Genomic DNA, 15,386 nt, shown 5'->3' on the forward strand with positions numbered 1-15,386 from the left:
GATTATTTTCATGTTTGTGATACGGGCATTGTTTCTTGTGGTTGGTGTGGTTGTCCTTGCAGGGGCAGGGCCAATGTCGGTTCCGAAGATACCCGCTGCTGATTTCCTGAATGTGTTGAATGCATTAAACGGAAAATCGCCGGTGAATGCGGCGTGTTGTAAAGTGTGTTCGAAGGGCAAGGCCTGCGGCGACTCTTGTATTAGTCGCTCATATACATGTCGAAAAGGTGCCGGTTGCGCCTGCGACGGTTAATAAATCCGGATCACTGAGGCGTCGAATTATATTCGAGCGACGACAGATGTCGCTTTCTGGCAATCAGCCCGATGCAAGCCCGTAGAGGTTGTGAATAACGCAACCCAAGTCAGGACATATCATGCGCACCCATGCCCAGGCCGTCGTCATCGGGGGCGGCGTTATCGGCTGCTCCATCCTGTACCACCTGACCAAGCTGGGCTGGACGGACGTGGTGTTGCTGGAACGCTCGGAACTGACTTCCGGCAGCACATGGCATGCGGCGGCGAATATTCACGGGCTGCATGACAACAACAACATCACCCGGATCCAGAACTACACGATGGACCTTTATAATGCGCTGGAGGCCGAGACCGGCCAAAGCTGTGGCGTGTTCCAGCCCGGATCGCTCTATCTGGCGCAGACAGAGGCGCGCGAGCATCAGCTGCGGCTACAGGCGGCCAAGGCGAAATACTATGGGCTGCCGTTTCGCGAGGTGGACCGCGCCGAAGCTGAGGCGCTGCATCCGCTGGTCGATTTCGACGGAATCCGCTGCATCATGTACGAGGAAAACGGCGGCAACGTGGACCCTTCGGGCGTCACCAACGCCTATGCCGTGGGGGCGCGGCAGAACGGGGCAGAGATCATCCGGTTTTGCCCTGTCACCGGGACCGAACAGCAGCCCGATGGCAGCTGGATCGTGCGCACGGTCAAGGGGGACATCGCGACGCAATGGGTGGTCAATGCGGCCGGTCTCTGGGGCCGCGAAGTGGCGGCATTGGCGGGGATCACCCTGCCGCTGCAACCGACCGAGCACCAGTATTTCGTGACCGAGACTATTGCGGAGATCGCCGGCATGGACCGCCGCCTGCCATCGGTCGCGGACCGCGATGGCGAATACTATCTGCGTCAGGAGGGCAAGGGCCTGTTGGTCGGCGCCTATGAGAAGGACCTGCGCTTCTGGGCCGAGGGTGGCACGCCGCAGGGATTTGGCCATGAGCTGTTTGCCGATGACCTTGAGCGGATCGAGCCAAACATGATGCGCGCGATTGCGCGGGTGCCTGCGGTGGGTGAGGCGGGGATCAAGCGGGTGATCAACGGCCCGATGATCTGGTCGCCGGACAGCAACGTGCTGTTTGGCCCGGTGCCGGAACTGCGCAATTACTTCTGCTGCAACGGCATCATTCCGGGGTTTTCCCAGTCTGGCGGCATGGGCTTGCTGGCGGCGGACTGGATCGTCACCGGGGAAAGCCGCTATGACATGTTTGCCTGGGACATGGCGCGTTTTGGCGATTGGGCCGATGCGGCCTTTACCAGGGCGCGGGTGGGCGACCAATATGCCAACCGCTTCAAGATCCACTTTCCCAACGAGGAACGCAGCGCGGGTCGCCCCGTGCGGATGCGTCCGGCCTATGGGATGCAACGTGACCTTGGCGCGGTGTTCGGCCTGAACTACGGCTGGGAACATCCGCTATATTATGGCCAGCCGGTGGGCGCAGAGGATGAAACCCACGGGTTCACCCGGCAGGGCTGGTGGGCGCAGGTGGGCCGCGAGGCGCGGATGCTGCGGGAACACGCGGGCATCATCGACATCTCGAACTTTGCCAAGTACCGCTGCAAGGGGCCGGGGGCGGAAAGCTGGCTGAACGGGCTTTTCGCCAATACCATGCCCAAGGCCGTGGGTCGGTCCTGTCTGACCCCGCTGATCGGCACGCGGGGCGGGATCGCCGGGGATTTCACCGTGACGCGGCTGGCTGAGGATGAGTTCTGGATCATCGGATCGGGCATGGCTGAACGCTATCACCAGCGGTTCTTTGGCGCGCTGCCCTTGCCTGAGGGCACGACATTCGACAGCCTGACGGTGGATTTCTGCGGCTTCAACGTCGCGGGACCCAAATCGCGCGATCTGCTGCAAAAGCTGACCAATACGTCGCTGGCAACGCCGGAATTCCCCTTCATGCGGTCGAAATGGATCACGCTGGCGGGGATCGAGGTGCTGGCGCTGCGGGTGTCCTTTACCGGCGATCTGGGCTGGGAGCTGCATTGCGCTGCTGCCGATCAGACCCGCCTGCTGGAGGCGCTACTGGACGCGGGTCGCGACATGGGCGCAGGCCCCGTCGGCAGCCGCGCCCTGATGTCGCTGCGCATCGAGAAAGGGTATGGGTCCTGGAGCCGCGAGTATTCGCCGGAGTACTGGCCGCAGGAGGTCGGGCTGGACCGGCTGTGCAAGACCGACAAGGATTTCCTGAACAAGGAAGCTGTAATGCAGACCCTTGCCAGGCCCGCGCGGGAGCATCTGGTGATCCTTGCGCTTGACGGCGCTGAAACCGATGCCTCCAACGCGGATGCAACCGGGGGCGAACCGATCTTCAAGGATGGCAAGGGAATCGGGCGGGTGACTTCGGGTGCCTATGGTTATTCGGTCGGCATGTCGCTGGCGCTGGGGTTCGTTCGTGACGCGGGGCCGGGCGATAGGGTCGAGGTGATGGTGCTGGGCAGGCCCCACCGTGCGACGGTTCTGGCGGAACCGCCCTTTGACCCTGAGGGTATTCGGCTGCGCGCGTAAGGCTCGGGCACCCGAATTCTTCGAAGAATTCGGCCCGGAGTTTTCAAAAACTCCGGAGCCTGCGGGAAGGTTATCATGCCCAGGGGCAGCAGGTCGTCTTGGGCCACGATGCGCAGCGCAGGTTGCCGCAAGGGCATTCGGTTGCAGGGGTAGGCCGCGCACCCGAATTCTTCGAAGAATTCGGTCCGGAGTTTTCAAAAACTCCGGGGCCAGCGCTCAGCCGCCCGTCTTTTCCAGTACCAGGAAAGTCATCATCCCCAGAGGCGGCAGGTCGTCCTGCGCCACGATGCGCAGCGCGGGCTGTTGCAGCACGGTTTCGACCCGGAAATCCGAATGCCAGCCCAGCGTGTCCGCGAATGGGGCAGTAAGCCGCTCGATCGCACCCAGCACGCCGTCCTCGCGGGTGAAATGATTGGTGATCACCACCTGGCCGCCGGGTTTCAGCACCCGGACAATCTCGGCCATCACCCGCTCGGGTTCGGGCACGACCGAAAGCACATGCATCGCCGCGACCGTGTCGAAGCTGGCATCGGGAAATTCGAGGTGCCGCGCATCCATCTGTCGCAGCTCGGCCACATGGTCGAGGCCTTTCGCCTTTACCCGCCCATGTGCCTTTTCCAGCATCTCGTCCGAAAAGTCGATGCCGGTGACCTTCAGGTGTGGCCCGTATTGTTGCAGCGACAGCCCCGTGCCCACACCGACCTCCAACACGCTGCCGTTGCGCGCGTTGATATGCGCGACCGCCCGGCGGCGGCCCCCTTGGGTGATCGCGCCAAAAGTGCGGTCATATATCGGTGCCCAGCGGGCATAGGAACGGGTAACTGCGTCAAGATCCATCTCAACTGTCCTTTCGGGGTGGGGTTGGCAAGCCGGCGATCAAGGTCCAGACCACCGTTGCAATATAGGCAAAACAGAGGATCACCAGCGTGATCCAGGCGAAGGTGAGCAGGGCGGCGGCCAGCAGGACGATGCCCAGGGTCACATAGGGCACCTGCGCGCGGTGGATACGCAGTGCCTTGATCGACCAGGTCGGCACGCGGCTGATCATCAATAGGCCGATCACCCCCATGTGCAGGCAGACCGCGATATCGGGCAGCAGCGGTCCGTTTGCAAAGGCAAATGATACTGACATGGGCAACAGCACCAGCAACGCTCCGGCGGGCGAGGGGATGCCGGTGAAATAGGCCGGTGGCACGCGCGGGTCCGCCGCCTGTGGTTCCCGGCTCGCAACGTTGAACCGCGCCAGCCGCAGGACGCAGCAGATCGCAAAGAACAGCACCGCAAGCCATCCGGCACTGCGCATGTCCTGCAAGGCCCAGAAGTACAGGACCAGCGGCGGGGCGACGCCGAAATTCACGAAATCGGCCAGGGAATCCAGCTCGGCTCCCATCTTGCTGTCGCTCTTCAACAGCCGGGCCAGGTGTCCGTCCACGCCGTCAAGCACGCAGGCCGCCACGATCAGCTGCACCGCCAGCACGTAATTGCCCTGCACACCAAAGCGGATCGCCGACAGGCCCGCGCAGATTGCCGTGACGGTCAGGATGTTGGGCAGAAGCTGCAGCAGCGAAAAGTCGCGCGGCGTGGGGGGCTGTGGGTCGCTCATGCGGCTTTGGCCATGTCGGACCGTATCATTCGTGACGCCGCGATCAGGAATGCGCGAACCCCATGGCCCACGCGGTGCACCGGCTTGAAGAACTTGCCCGATATGGTCATTGCGCCCGTCCTTGATTTCACGGTTGCAGACCTACCGCGTTCAGCGCCGAGGGCAAGGCCCCATGGCAGTTAATTTCCACCCGCGCGCGGCGCTGCGCCTATAGCGGCCTGATCTTCAACTGCGTGATCCGGTTGCCGTCGCGGGCCATCACCTCGAACCGGAACCCGTGAAAGGAAAACACCTGGCCCGGCGTCGGGATCATCTGCGCCTCGTGGATCACAAGCCCCGCCAGCGTGTTCGCCTCGTCATCGGGCAGGGACCAGTCGGTGGCGCGGTTCAGGTCGCGGATCGTCATGGCACCATCGACGTAGTAGTGACCGTCCTCGCCCGGTGCCAGAAGATGTTCCCCATCGGGGTCGAATTCATCGGTGATCTCGCCCACGATCTCTTCCAGGATGTCCTCCAGCGTGATCAGCCCCTGAAGCGAGCCGTATTCATCCACCACCAGCGCGAAATGCGTGCGGCGGCGCAGGAACTGGCGCATTTGTTCGTCCAGCGTCGAGGTTTCCGGGACGAAGTAGGGTTTCATCGCCACGGTCGAGACATCGAAGTTTTTCAGCGCAGAGGCATCGCCATCCGGTCCGCCGATCAGTTTGTACATCGCGCGCAGCAGATCCTTGGCGTGGATCACACCGATGATGTTCTCCTGATCCTCGCGATAGACCGGCAGGCGGGTGTGGTTGGATTCCAGACATTGCTGGAGGATCTCCTGCGGCGGCATGTCCGCGTCGATCATCTCGATCCCCGAACGGTGCAGCATGATCTCTTCCACCGCGCGCTCGCGCAGGTCGAGCGCCCCCAGGATGCGGTCGCGGTCTTCCTTTTCCACCACCCCTTCGGAATGGCCCAGTTGCAACGCGCCCGCGATTTCCTCGCGCACCGCAAGGATGTTGCTGTCAGGGTCCACGGTCACGCCCAAAAGCCGCAGCACCCCGCGCACAAAAAAGCGCACGGCAGAGACCACGGGCGAGAACACCAGCACCACCAGCGCAATCGGGCGCGACACAAGGGCAGCGGCGGTTTCGGCATTGGTGATTGCATAGGTCTTGGGCAACACCTCGGAAAAGACCAGCACCAGCAGTGTCATCACCAGCGTGGCCAGCGCCACGCCGCTTTCCCCGAACAACCGGGTGAAGAGCGCGGTGGCCAGAGAGGCCGCCAGGATGTTGACCAGGTTGTTGCCCAGCAGGACAGAACCGATCAGCCTTTCGTTGTCTTCGGTGATCTTCAGCGCACGTTCCGCGCCGCGCGAGCCCTTGTCCGCCTGTGCGCGCAGCTTGCCGCGCGAGGCGGCGGTCAGCGCCGTCTCGGACCCCGAAAAGAACCCCGAAAGGATAAGAAGGAGCAGAATGATGCTGCAGCTAATCCAGAATGCGCTGTCGAACAGCGTCGTGCCGGTTTCCATTTCGGTTGGTATCCATATGATGTGTCTGTCGGACTATGATGATCCGCCATGCCCCATTCAAGGGCAGGAGGCAAGATTGGGCAACAAACGGCATCAGTATTCGAGAGAGCGGCACGGGGCGCTGCTGGCGGGCTACTGGCCCTCCGAAGTTATCTTGCCCATGGGTTTGCGGGTGCCGTCCTTCGCCAGCGGGTGATGCTCCAGCACCAGTTCCGACAGGCGTTCTTCCAGAACATGGGTATAGATTTCGGTGGTGGCGACATCGGCGTGGCCCAGCATGGTCTGGATCGCGCGCAGGTCGGCGCCATTGGCCAGCAGGTGGGTGGCAAAAGCATGTCGCAGGGTGTGCGGGGTGACTTTCGCAGGGTTCACGCCGCCCGCGACCGCGAATTCCTTGATCAGCAGGTAGAACCGGTGCCGGGTCAGATGCCCCAGCTTGCCGCGCGAGGGGAACAGGAAACGCGAGAGCGGCAGCCGTTTGGCCCGCGCGTCCTCGTCCAGACGGTCGCGCAGCACCAGCCATTCCGCCAGCGCCGTGCGGGCGGGTGGGGACAGCGGCACCATGCGTTCCTTGCCGCCCTTGCCCATGATCAGCAGCAGGCGCGGATCGCCACGGGTGGCGGCAATCGGCAGGCTGACCAGCTCGCTGACCCGCATGCCGGTGGCATAAAGCAGTTCCATCAGACAGGTGTTGCGGCATTGGTCGGACTGCGACCGGCCAGAGGCGCGCGCGGCCTCCAGCAGCGCGTCCACCTCGGCCTCGCTCAGGATCTTGGGCAGGCGTTTGTCCTGGCCGGGGCCGGAGATCTGGATTGCCGGATTGTCACTGCGCAGCCCTTCTTCAAAGGCAAAGCGGTAAAGTTGCTTGATAGCCGACAGCCGCCGCGCGCGGGTGGATTTGGCCAGCCCCTGCGCATCGCAATGAACCAGATAGTCCTCCACCGTGCCGCGCGTCGCAGACAGGAAATCGAGGTGCCTGCGGTCAAGATAGGCGTCGAAATCCTTGAGGTCGCGGCCATAGGCAAGCTGCGTATTGGTGGAGGCCCCCAATTCGGCGGCCTGCGCCTCCAGAAAGGTCGAAATCCAGTGAAAGGTCGGCGTTTGCATCGGGCTCAACGCTCCAGCAGGAGGGATTGGAGGGCGGCGCGCCGGGCGGTGTCTTCCAGCCCCAGGGCCCGCAGGGTGGCCAGCGCATCGCGCATTGCGGTGGTGTCGCCCTGCGCGCCCTTTTGCAACATTGCAAGAACCTGAAGGATGACTTCACCCAGACGGTTGTCGCGTGCCCCGGCCACCAGATGTTCACGCGGCGGCGCGCCCTTGAACGCGTCATGGATCGCACCGGGCAGGGCACCCTCCGGCCTTGCCGCCGGGGCCTCTCCCCGTGCGATGGCCCGCAGGAGCGCGGTATTTGCGATGTCCTTGGACGGGGTCGTCGCCGCCACCTCGTAAAGGGGTGACAACATGCAGACATCGAATGCGATCCGCGCCGCGCGTCCTTCGAGCGCGATCTTGGACAGGCCTTCGGCAAAGAGGGTGGCAAAAGCGACCTCAAGCCCGGCTTCCTGCATGCCGATCCAGACCGCCGGCAATGTCTTTGCCACCGCATCGGGGCTGCTAGTGGCCAGGGCGGTCTCAAACCGCTGCAGGTCCCGAACGCGGTCCCAGACCCCCCCGGATGCGGCGGGCGCGCGGTCGGTATAAAGACCCAGAAGCCGGTTGTCCGGCAGCGCACCGGCCCGCGTCAGACGCTCTGCCGCTTCAAGCTGCGCCTTCCATCCCGCGATGTCGCGCAGATCGGCCACCGCATAGGGCCGGGGCAGGGTGCCGGTGGGCATCGGCTCGCCAATGGTTTCGAACAATCGAAAGCTCAGCGGGTCCATGCTGCGCGGGGCCGGCAGGGGTGGCGCACCTTCGAATTCCTCCGGGTGCAGGAACCGGTCCAGCAGGGCAAGCTGTTCCTGCGGCAGCAATTCCAGCGCCTGTGCGGAGCCAAAGGTGAGCGCGGCATTGTCCCAGTTGCTGGCGCGGGCGGCACAGAAGATACGCGTGGCGTAGTTGCGCGTCAGATGCGGCGAGACACCCAGCACGTCACAGGCGCGGTCTTCGGTTCCGCTCAACAGGCTGATGTCCATCCAGAGGTCGAAATGTTCGGGCGAGGTGGTCACACCGGCCTGTTCGATCAGCGACAGGGCCGGGTCCAGTGCGCCCAGCCGGATCAGTTTGCGCACCCGCGCAAGCGCCAGTTCATCGCCCGCGTGCCCGTCGCCCTGCGGCGCAAAGGCCTCCGCCAGCAGAACGGTGTAAAGCAGCGATTGCGCGGCGGGCAGGCGCAGTTCCGGCAAGTCCTCGATCTGGTCGATCAGATCCTCAGCGGTGCTGCCCGACCAGAGGTTTTGCGGCAGTCCGGTGACCGTGTTCGGCACCAGCCCGATGGCACGGGGCGATCCGACGCCCAGCGGGGATACCGTGACCCTGGGCGGCAGCGCCGATTTTGTCACCGGCGCTTCGTTCGGATTGGCCCTGTTCGGCTGGCGCCGCGCCGCGGGTTGCGGCGTGGCCTGGGTGCCAAGCCAGTCGATGACCGACAGCGGCGATTCCTGCGCCCTGCTCTGTGCCGAAACTGGGCCCGCCCCAAGCGCCGCACATAAAAGCAGCGCACCAAGGGCACGCGATTTCCAAATGTCCCCGCGCAAGGCTCTATTGCCCGGAAAGTGTGACGGGTTCACGCATTTCAACCTGAGGTGGCGCAAACTCCGCGCCGAAGAACGGACCGACATAGGCATAGCCAGCCAGCCCGATAAATCCGACGATTAGTAGGAATATCAAAAACTTGATCAATCTGCCCATGAATTCTGCCTGCTCGGTTTCCGATTTGTTATGCAATCTATATATGGCCTTTTCGACAAGATCACGTCATTCAAGGCAAAATGAGCGGAATTGAGCAAACCATGGCCGACGGCGAAAGGCATCATCCCGAATATCGTCTGAACAAGACGGTTGTACTGGTCGGTATGATGGGCGCGGGCAAGACGGCAGTGGGCCGCGCGGTGGCCGCGCGCCTTGCTGTGCCGTTCCTCGACAGCGATGCGGAAATCGAGACTGCCGCCAACCTGAGCGTGCCCGAGATTTTTGAACGCGACGGCGAGGCCTTCTTTCGCAAGCGCGAATCCGAGGTGATCGGACGGCTGCTCCGGCAAGAGCGCTGCATCCTGTCCACCGGCGGCGGGGCCTTTCTGGCGGAAGGCAACCGGGAAATGATCTCGCGTCATGGTGTATCGCTCTGGCTCAATGCGGACCTTGCGCTGCTCTGGCAGCGCGTGCGCCACAAGGAAAGCCGCCCGCTGCTGCGCACCCCAAACCCCTATGGGACTTTGGCCGAAATCTATCGCGCGCGGGTCCCTGTTTATGAAAAAGCCGATATTTCAGTCATCTGCATGCCGTCTCTGAGCATCGAGGCGATGGCGACGCGGGTGATTGCGGCCCTGGCTGACCGGCCGGATGTATTGGAGACGCAAGATGCGTGAGATCGTGAATGTCGCCCTTCCGGGGCGGGCCTATGATGTTGTGATCGGGCCGGACCTGCTGCAAGAGGCCGGTGCGTTGATTGCACCGCTGCTGGGCCGTCCGCATGTCACGGTGATCACCGATGAAACCGTGGCGGGGCTGCATCTGGACAGCCTGCGCGCGGGTCTTGCGGCGCAGGGCATCACGATGGAGGCGCTGCAGCTCTCGCCCGGCGAGGGGACCAAGAACTGGGACAACCTGATCCGCTGTACCGAATGGCTGCTGACCCAAAAGGTCGAGCGGCGCGATGTCGTGATTGCCTTTGGCGGTGGGGTAATCGGCGATCTGGTGGGCTTTGCCGCGGCCATCCTGCGGCGCGGGGTGCGCTTTGTGCAGATCCCCACGTCATTGCTGGCGCAGGTGGACAGTTCGGTGGGCGGCAAGACCGGGATCAACACTACCCATGGCAAGAACCTTGTCGGCGCGTTTCACCAACCGGCGCTGGTGCTGGCCGATACCGCCCTGCTGGACACACTGACACCCCGCGATTTCCTGGCCGGTTATGGTGAGGTCGTGAAATACGGGCTGTTGGGGGATGCCGCGTTTTTCGACTGGCTGGAGGCGCAGGGGCCACAACTTGCCCGCGGCGATGGCGGGGCCCGTGTGAAGGCCGTGCAGCGCTCCGTGCAGATGAAGGCCGATATCGTCATCCGCGACGAGACGGAGCAGGGCGATCGGGCGCTTTTGAATCTTGGCCATACCTTCTGTCACGCGCTGGAGGCCGCGACCGGCTATGGCAACCGGCTGATGCATGGCGAGGGGGTCGCGATTGGCTGCGCGATGGCGTTCGAATTGTCCGCCCGGCTGGGTCTTTGCGCGCAGGAAGACCCCAGCCGGGTGCGCGCGCATCTCAAGGCGATGGGGATGAAGACCGACCTGGCCGACATCGACGGTGATCTGCCGGGGGCCGAGGCGCTGCTGGATCTGATGGGGCAGGACAAGAAGGTGATGGACGGCAAACTGCACTTTGTGCTGGCGCGCGGGATCGGGGATGCCTTTGTCACCAGCGACGTGCCGCGTGATACGGTGCTGGAACAGTTGCGCGAAGCGCTGGCGGCCCGGTAGGTCGGGCCGCCAGCCGCTCATCTTAAAGCGCCCCGCCTTAAACTTGAATCGCCGATACCCTGCCGCGCTCTCGGGACATCGGCGATACGGAGTGTATCAGGTTAAAGGCGGGACACTGTAATGTATCATATCCTGCGCCGCGTCCGTGAGATCAAGCGCGCGGACGGCAGTGTCGTTCATCAGAACGGAATTTCGTCGTCCAGATCGCGCGAGCCGCCACCGCCACCGCCACCACTGCCGCCGGAAGAGGAGCCGCCGCTGTCGTAACCGCCGCCCTCATAGCCGCCGCCGTAATCCCCGCCTGAGGAGGACCCGCCGCCGCCATATCCGCCGCCCGAACCGCCGCTGTCGCGACCGTCCAGCATGGTCAGGGTGCCGCCGAAACCTTGCAGCACAACTTCGGTGGAATACCGGTCCTGGCCCGACTGGTCCTGCCATTTGCGGGTTTGCAACTGGCCTTCGATATACACCTTGGACCCTTTTTTCAGATATTGCTCAGCGATGCGCACGAGTCCTTCCTGAAAGATGGCCACAGAATGCCATTCGGTCTTTTCGCGGCGCTCGCCGGTATTGCGGTCCTTCCATGTCTCGGAAGTGGCGATCCGCAGGTTGCAGACCTTGCCCCCGTTCTGGAACGATCGCACTTCGGGATCGCGCCCCAGGTTACCGATAAGGATCACTTTGTTCACTGAGCCGGCCATATTGCCCCCTTTGTTGTCGCAGCTTATGTCGCACGCCCGGTTGCGAATCCGCAAGGGCCGTTGGTCGCTTATAAACTGGCTGGATCACGGTTAACATCAGGTTTCCACCCTGATATCCCTTGAAACGGGGTCTGGTGCCATGAGCCTGGTTTGGTATAGGGTGCCCAAAACAAACAGGCGGGAGCGCGGGGAATGCGCAGAACGATATTTGTGGCGGCCCTTGGCGCAGCCAGCCTTGTTCTTGGCAGCACGCCATCAGCGGATGCGGATGTGTTCTCTTCCAGCAACCGCCGTGCGCTTTTCAAATCGCAGAAGAACCTGCTCGATAATCGGGCGTCCAAGCAATATTCGGCCTCTGTCCGGTTGCAGCCCCCCACCGTCAACACCCCGACAAAGTGGGACACGCCGAAATACAACGGCAAATACAAAGGCCAGTTTTTGATCATCGCGCGCGAAGCGGCGACGCGCCACGGCGTGCCGGTCGATCTGTTCCTGCGTCTGGTGCAGCAGGAAAGCGGCTGGAACCACAATGCAGTGTCGCACAAGGGCGCCCTGGGGCTGGCGCAGCTGATGCCGGGCACGGCCGCGCGGCTGCGGGTCGATCCCTCCGACCCGGCGCAGAACCTCGAAGGCGGCGCGCGATACCTCAAGCAACAATACAGCACCTTCGGGGACTGGCAGTTGGCGCTGGCCGCCTACAATGCCGGTCCGGGGGCCGTGCAGAAATACGGCGGCGTCCCACCCTACGCCGAGACACGGAATTACGTGAAGGTCATATTGGGACAGTAAGATACTGTTTCAAAGGGATAATGTCATTTCAAGCCAAGGCTCTACGGCAAAGGTCCGCCACCGGGGGGAACCTTTCCATACGCGACGGTGTTGTCTGCTCAGAGCGCCGCAGGTTCGGATCATCCGGCCTGCGCCGCGCAAAAACATGAGGAGCACAAGATGTTCAAACATATGAAAAAACTGGGTCTGGCCGCTGGCGTCAGCCTGTTCGCCCTGAGCAGCTATGCCGGTGCAGCAGACCTGCCGCCGATCTCGGCGATTGACGTCGGCACCACCTATGCCGCCGCAACCGACACCAATGCGGCCGAGAAGTTCCCCGAGATCGCAACCGACCTTCAGGCTGCCATCGCCGAGCGCGTGCCGACCTCGTCGGATGCCGCTGACAGCCGGATCAAGGTGGACGTGCGCAAGGTATCGCTGAACGGCAACATGATGTTGAACGATGCCGGTGAATTCAACGAATTGGAGGGTGTGGTTTCCATCGAGGCGGATGGCACCAGCACGGGCAGCCGGTCGTTTCCGGTAAGCATTGCGGCTCTCGCCGCCGACACGCCGGTGCCAGAGGGCACGGTGCTGATCCAACCTTCGACGGATGATTTCTACAACGTTATGATCGGGGCCTTCGCCGATCGCGTTGCAGAGGAACTGGGCAATGTGAACACCGGTGGCGATACCGTGACGCGGTAAACCATCTTCTCCTTCAGTCCGGCACCCATTCCCCCGCCGGTCTGATCAGAGGTCTTTTTCGACCTCGGGCGCGCACCACTTCCCCCGGTACGCGCCCTTTTTCTGCGGGCGCGTTTCGGGAAAATGTTGAATCGCAAATACCTTGCCACGCTTTGCGTTCTCAGGACATTTGCGATGCTTGTGCTTAGGCTCTGGACCCATTAATCGTACATGCTCAGTTTGCCAGGTTTTTCGCAGACAAGAAGCATCTGCGCAAGAATAGTGGTTCTATTTCAAGCAGATGTGACGCAGGCTGCGGGAAAATCCGTCAAACCCGAAGGGCGGCGATTTCACTTCATTTCAACGTCTTGGGTCGTTTTCAAATAGAACCACTATTGGCAGCACGCCCCAAACCCTTGAAATTTCGTGAAATCGCCGCTGAGCATATAAGATTAATGGGTCCAGAGCCTAAACCATTCCCCGAAACGCTTTATTCGGCGGCCACGGTGATTTCGATCACCGGCTCCATCTCGCTGAACTGGGCGTCGGACAGGTGGCATTTGATCTGGTGACCGTCGGCCATGGTCCGCTGCGGCGGCACTTCCCTTTCACACAGATTGCCCGGCACCTGGGATTTCCAGCGGCACCTTGTCTGGAACGGACAGCCGGGCGGCGGGTTCATCGCTGACGGGATGTCGCCCTCAAGCACAATGTGCTTTTTCTTGACCCTTGTATCCGCAATCGGCACCGCCGACAGCAAGGCTTCCGTATAGGGGTGATAGGGGGGCGAGAACACCTGATCGGTGCTGCCCAGTTCGACCACATGGCCCAGGTACATCACCATCACCCGGTCGCTGAGATAGCGCACGATGCTCAGATCGTGACTGATGAAAAGAAGCGTCGTCTTGTGCTGACGCTGGATTTCCATCAGCAGGTCGGTCACGGCGGCCTGCACGGACACGTCCAGCGCCGACACCGGTTCATCCGCCACCACGATGCGTGCATCACCGGCAAAGGCCCGTGCGATGCCGACACGCTGCTTCTGCCCGCCGGACAGTTGGCGCGGCATCCGGGTGGCGAATTCACGCGGCAGTTTCACCAGATCCAGCAGTTCCAGCATCCGCTGCCAGCGGTCCTTTTCATTGTTACCGATGCGGAAGATTTCCAGCGCCCGCACGATCTGCCGCCCCACCGTCATCGACGGGTTCAGCGTGTCGAACGGGTTCTGGAACACCATCTGCACATCCGCCACGTTCTTTGTGCTGCGCTTTTCGATGGGCACGTCGCCGATGTTCTGGTTGTCCAGCAGCACCTGGCCCTCGGTCGCTGTCTCAAGCCCCATCAGGACCTTGGCAAAGGTGGATTTGCCGCAGCCGGATTCGCCCACGATCGCCAGCGTCTCGCTCTCGCGCGCTTCAAAGGTCAACTCTTCGTTGGCCTTCACCACCTTGGTGTCGCCGCCGCCGAACATCGCGTTGGCCGCCACCTTGTAGTATTTCTTGAGCTTGTCCATTTTCAGGACCACATCCCCGACCTCGCCCTTGGTCTTGGTCGCGGCCAGTTCCAACGGCGCGTTCCAGTCGATTTCGTCATATTTCACGCAGCGGGTGTGGTGCCGGTCTTCGCCGCCGATCACCGACATCGGAATGGTGCCCTGATCACAGCGCCCGGCCTCGAAATAGTCACAGCGCGGGCCGAAATTGCAGCCCGGCGGGCGCTCATGAGGCAGGGGAAAGTTGCCGGGAATGGCAATCAGCGGGCGCGCGTTCTTGTCGGCGCCGGGCAGGGGGATCGACCGGAACAGCGCCTGGGTATAGGGGTGCTGCATCTCGTCAAAGACATCCTCGATGCTGCCGCGCTCCACCGCTTCGCCGGAATACATCACGCAGATCCGGTCGCAGGTTTCCAGCACCAGCCCGAGGTTGTGGCTGATGAACAGCATCGAGGTGCCGTATTTCTTGCCCAGGTCCTTGACCAGTTCGACCACCGCCGCCTCCACGGTCACGTCAAGCGCGGTTGTCGGCTCGTCCAGGATCAGCAGCGACGGTTCCGACATCAGCGCCATCGCGATCACGATGCGCTGCTGCTGGCCGCCCGAAAGCTGGTGCGGATAGGCCTTGAGGATGCGCTCCGGGTCCGGCAGTTTCACATCCGTCACCACCTGCAAGGCGCGGTCATAGGCGTCCTTTTCGGACATGCCCGCATGGATCATCGGCACTTCCATCAGCTGCTTGCCGATCCGCATGGCCGGGTTCAGCGATGCCATCGGCTCCTGATAGATCATCGCGATCTCGCTGCCGCGAATGTCGCGCAGCTCGTCATCGCTCATCTCGCCCAGATCGCGGCCCTTGAACTTGATCGACCCGCCCACGATGCGCCCGTTCTTGCCAAGGTCCTGCATCACCCCCAACGCCACGGTGGATTTGCCGCAGCCGGATTCTCCCACCAGCCCCAGTGCCTCTCCCGGCATCACCGAGGCCGAGAAATCCATCACCGCCGGGATTTCCCGCAACCGGGTAAAGAACGAAATCGACAGCTTGTCGATCTCAAGGATCGGCCCGTCATACTTTTCTTTTACCATTCTTGTCTCTCCTTGTTGGAGCGGCCGAACCAGAGAAACCCTTGTCGCTCTTTTTGGCCATAAATATTCCCGGGGGTCCGGGGGTAGAACCCCCGGAACTCTC

13 protein-coding genes are annotated in these 15,386 nt (G+C 62.4%); 5 read left to right on the forward strand and 8 right to left on the reverse strand.

Annotated features, from left to right (window positions below):
• Window positions 1-374 precede the first annotated feature (374 nt).
• Window positions 375-2,798: a GcvT family protein gene (locus tag A8B82_RS17720; RefSeq protein ID WP_067295425.1), complete on the forward strand. Its 2,424-nt coding sequence runs from the start codon at window positions 375-377 to the stop codon at window positions 2,796-2,798.
• A 216-nt stretch (window positions 2,799-3,014) separates the two neighbouring features.
• Here the strand turns inward: A8B82_RS17720 and A8B82_RS17725 are convergent, their stop codons facing one another.
• From A8B82_RS17725 to A8B82_RS24380, 6 genes are all read right to left on the reverse strand, one after another.
• On the reverse strand, window positions 3,015-3,635 hold the full coding sequence (locus tag A8B82_RS17725; RefSeq protein ID WP_067295428.1) for a class I SAM-dependent methyltransferase: 621 nt from the start codon (window positions 3,633-3,635) through the stop codon (window positions 3,015-3,017).
• Window position 3,636: 1 nt separating this feature from the next.
• Window positions 3,637-4,401: a CDP-diacylglycerol--serine O-phosphatidyltransferase gene (gene pssA / locus A8B82_RS17730; RefSeq protein ID WP_067295431.1), complete on the reverse strand. Its 765-nt coding sequence runs from the start codon at window positions 4,399-4,401 to the stop codon at window positions 3,637-3,639.
• Between the two features lie 208 nt (window positions 4,402-4,609).
• On the reverse strand, window positions 4,610-5,917 hold the full coding sequence (locus A8B82_RS17735; RefSeq protein WP_067295433.1) for an HlyC/CorC family transporter: 1,308 nt from the start codon (window positions 5,915-5,917) through the stop codon (window positions 4,610-4,612).
• 132 nt (window positions 5,918-6,049) lie between these two features.
• Window positions 6,050-7,024 carry a site-specific tyrosine recombinase XerD gene (locus A8B82_RS17740; protein WP_067295435.1) on the reverse strand — a complete coding sequence of 325 codons (975 nt, stop codon included), beginning with the start codon at window positions 7,022-7,024 and terminating at the stop codon, window positions 6,050-6,052.
• 5 nt (window positions 7,025-7,029) lie between these two features.
• A complete protein-coding gene (locus A8B82_RS17745) occupies window positions 7,030-8,610 on the reverse strand; it encodes a hypothetical protein (protein ID WP_235604725.1) in 1,581 nt (526 codons plus the stop codon).
• A gap of 4 nt (window positions 8,611-8,614) precedes the next feature.
• Window positions 8,615-8,764, reverse strand: coding sequence for a hypothetical protein (locus tag A8B82_RS24380; protein WP_162841718.1), 150 nt, complete (start codon window positions 8,762-8,764; stop codon window positions 8,615-8,617).
• Between the two features lie 101 nt (window positions 8,765-8,865).
• On the opposite strand from A8B82_RS24380, the gene A8B82_RS17755 reads away from it, so the two are divergent.
• Together A8B82_RS17755 and aroB are read left to right on the forward strand one after the other, a co-directional pair.
• Entirely contained in the window at window positions 8,866-9,441 is a 576-nt protein-coding gene (locus A8B82_RS17755; protein ID WP_235604726.1) for a shikimate kinase, read from the forward strand.
• Window positions 9,434-10,546, forward strand: a complete 1,113-nt coding sequence (gene aroB, locus A8B82_RS17760) for a 3-dehydroquinate synthase (protein WP_067295442.1) — start codon at window positions 9,434-9,436, stop codon at window positions 10,544-10,546. Before A8B82_RS17755 ends, aroB begins: the two co-directional genes overlap by 8 nt.
• A gap of 179 nt (window positions 10,547-10,725) precedes the next feature.
• Here aroB and A8B82_RS17765 read toward each other — a convergent pair whose 3' ends face one another.
• Window positions 10,726-11,247: a single-stranded DNA-binding protein gene (locus tag A8B82_RS17765; protein WP_067295445.1), complete on the reverse strand. Its 522-nt coding sequence runs from the start codon at window positions 11,245-11,247 to the stop codon at window positions 10,726-10,728.
• Between the two features lie 192 nt (window positions 11,248-11,439).
• On the opposite strand from A8B82_RS17765, the gene A8B82_RS17770 reads away from it, so the two are divergent.
• The gene (locus tag A8B82_RS17770) at window positions 11,440-12,036 is read left to right on the forward strand and encodes a lytic transglycosylase domain-containing protein (protein ID WP_067295448.1); all 597 of its coding nucleotides are present in this window, start codon (window positions 11,440-11,442) and stop codon (window positions 12,034-12,036) included.
• Between the two features lie 159 nt (window positions 12,037-12,195).
• Window positions 12,196-12,723, forward strand: a complete 528-nt coding sequence (locus A8B82_RS17775) for a hypothetical protein (protein WP_067295450.1) — start codon at window positions 12,196-12,198, stop codon at window positions 12,721-12,723.
• Between the two features lie 469 nt (window positions 12,724-13,192).
• Here A8B82_RS17775 and A8B82_RS17780 read toward each other — a convergent pair whose 3' ends face one another.
• Complete coding sequence (locus A8B82_RS17780; protein WP_067295453.1) at window positions 13,193-15,283, reverse strand: dipeptide ABC transporter ATP-binding protein; 2,091 nt, start codon at window positions 15,281-15,283, stop codon at window positions 13,193-13,195.
• Between the last annotated feature and the right edge of the window lie 103 nt (window positions 15,284-15,386).

This window comes from Sulfitobacter sp. EhC04 (assembly GCF_001650875.1).
Lineage (GTDB): Bacteria > Pseudomonadota > Alphaproteobacteria > Rhodobacterales > Rhodobacteraceae > Sulfitobacter.

Excerpts from the sequence above, each read along its gene's own strand:
- A8B82_RS17720 (WP_067295425.1), top strand. The coding sequence starts at position 375 with ATGCGCACCCATGCCCAGGCCGTCGTCATCGGGGGCGGCGTTATCGGC.
- A8B82_RS17725 (WP_067295428.1), bottom strand. The coding sequence starts at position 3,635 with ATGGATCTTGACGCAGTTACCCGTTCCTATGCCCGCTGGGCACCGATA.
- pssA (WP_067295431.1), bottom strand. The coding sequence starts at position 4,401 with ATGAGCGACCCACAGCCCCCCACGCCGCGCGACTTTTCGCTGCTGCAG.
- A8B82_RS17735 (WP_067295433.1), bottom strand. The coding sequence starts at position 5,917 with ATGGAAACCGGCACGACGCTGTTCGACAGCGCATTCTGGATTAGCTGC.
- A8B82_RS17740 (WP_067295435.1), bottom strand. The coding sequence starts at position 7,024 with ATGCAAACGCCGACCTTTCACTGGATTTCGACCTTTCTGGAGGCGCAG.
- A8B82_RS24380 (WP_162841718.1), bottom strand. The coding sequence starts at position 8,764 with ATGGGCAGATTGATCAAGTTTTTGATATTCCTACTAATCGTCGGATTT.
- A8B82_RS17755 (WP_235604726.1), top strand. The coding sequence starts at position 8,866 with ATGGCCGACGGCGAAAGGCATCATCCCGAATATCGTCTGAACAAGACG.
- aroB (WP_067295442.1), top strand. The coding sequence starts at position 9,434 with ATGCGTGAGATCGTGAATGTCGCCCTTCCGGGGCGGGCCTATGATGTT.
- A8B82_RS17765 (WP_067295445.1), bottom strand. The coding sequence starts at position 11,247 with ATGGCCGGCTCAGTGAACAAAGTGATCCTTATCGGTAACCTGGGGCGC.
- A8B82_RS17770 (WP_067295448.1), top strand. The coding sequence starts at position 11,440 with ATGCGCAGAACGATATTTGTGGCGGCCCTTGGCGCAGCCAGCCTTGTT.
- A8B82_RS17775 (WP_067295450.1), top strand. The coding sequence starts at position 12,196 with ATGTTCAAACATATGAAAAAACTGGGTCTGGCCGCTGGCGTCAGCCTG.
- A8B82_RS17780 (WP_067295453.1), bottom strand. The coding sequence starts at position 15,283 with ATGGTAAAAGAAAAGTATGACGGGCCGATCCTTGAGATCGACAAGCTG.